This window comes from Enterococcus florum, assembly GCF_004309355.1.
In the GTDB taxonomy this organism is placed as follows: Bacteria; Bacillota; Bacilli; order Lactobacillales; family Enterococcaceae; genus Enterococcus_A; species Enterococcus_A florum.
In genome coordinates this window covers 1-1,564 of sequence record NZ_BJCC01000045.1, presented here as the reverse complement: position 1 = coordinate 1,564, position 1,564 = coordinate 1, and the positions used below count along the sequence as shown (strand labels likewise).

1 protein-coding gene is annotated in these 1,564 nt (G+C 40.5%); it reads left to right on the top strand.

The annotated features are described in order from the left end of the window. Positions 1-133 precede the first annotated feature (133 nt). Entirely contained in the window at positions 134-1,492 is a 1,359-nt protein-coding gene (locus NRIC_RS18785; RefSeq protein ID WP_146624260.1) for an IS4 family transposase, read from the top strand. Positions 1,493-1,564: the final 72 nt, after the last annotated feature.

Below are 1,564 nucleotides of genomic sequence, written 5' to 3'. Positions count from 1 at the left end.
CTAAAACTTGAAACATAAAAATATACGCTAATCCTTACCATAAAAGGATTTTTTGACACAAAAATAGCATGAACAACTAAGCACTTGGTATAATTAAGTCGTCCAAAACCATCATCCAAGGAGTGTTCATGCCATGAAAATTATAACACAAACTACTCAGACGAAGGACCACTATTCGAATCCAGTAAAAACTTTTTTCGATCGTTTTGATCTGACAACAGTTTCAAGACAAGCGAACGCAGCACGCACAAAAGGATTCTCGTTTTCTGTTGTTTTTTCCTTTATTGTCCAATCGATTTTTTCGAATGGCTCGACGTATCGGTTTTATCAGAAGCAAACAAGTCACCTGCCTTTTTCAGATAAAACGTTCCGCAATCTGTTGAATGATTCTCGGATCAATTGGCAAAAACTGCTTCTGCTTTTGGCCAAAGCGGTCAGTGTCTATTTCGCAACGTTGACCGCTGACTCTCGGAGAAACGTGTTCATTATCGACGACTCCATGTACGCTCGAACGAATGCGAAGAAAGTAGAAGGTGCCACTTTACAATACGATCATGCCAAGAAAAAATATGTCAAAGGCTTTCGTTTTCTACAACTCGGTTGGTCCGATGGCAACAGTTTTCTTCCGGTGGCTTTTTCCTTACTTTCCGGCAAGAATCAAATTTGCGAAACACCTTCTACTGACCAACGAACCAATTCTGGAAAACGCCAAGCGCAAGCCCATCGTAAAGGAACCGATGTCGCTGTTGAATTGGTTATAAACGCCTTGAAACAAGGCATTCAAGCCGACTATGTTTTATTTGATACGTGGTTTTCTAGTCCGAAAATGTTTCATCAATTGAAAGAGTTAGGCTGTTATTGTGTGGCAATGGTCAAGCGTACCAAGAAAGTGCATTATCGTTTCGATGGACAATCAATGGACGCAAAAGAAATTTTTCAATTGAACAAGAAACGACGTGGTCGGTCGCGCTATCTTTTAAGCGTGTCTGTAGAAGCCGTTGTTGGCGAAAACAGTGTGCCACTGAAACTGGTATTTGTGCGCAATCGAAACAAACGAAACGAGTATTTGGTGTTGGCTTCAACGGATACTTCTTTGACAGAAGACGAAATCATTCAACTTTATGGCCGACGCTGGGCGATCGAGGTCTATTTCAAAATGTGCAAGCACTATTTAAAATTGACCAAATACCAAGGATTGTCTTATGACGGGATTTTTGCGTACACAACAGCGGTTGCGATTGCCTACATGATCTTGGCTGTTCAAGAACGAGAGGCAAGTGATGACCGAACGATCGGCGAGTTATTTTACTTACTGATCGATGAGCTATCAGAAATCCCAGTAGCAGAAGCGATTCGCCAATTAGTAGATCTTTTTAAAGAAGTTCTGACCGATGAATATGTTCTGGATGAACTAATTTTGGATAACATCCTCTGCAAATTTATCGCACAATTACCGAAGAGTCTTCAAAAACAGCTGATTTGTTTTGCATGAGTTAATTTTCAGGAGAAAGTGCCTAGAGCTATAAGGGATTCGGGCGATATATCATGTTTCAAGTTTTAGTTA

Excerpts from the sequence above, each read along its gene's own strand:
- NRIC_RS18785 (WP_146624260.1), top strand. The coding sequence starts at position 134 with ATGAAAATTATAACACAAACTACTCAGACGAAGGACCACTATTCGAAT.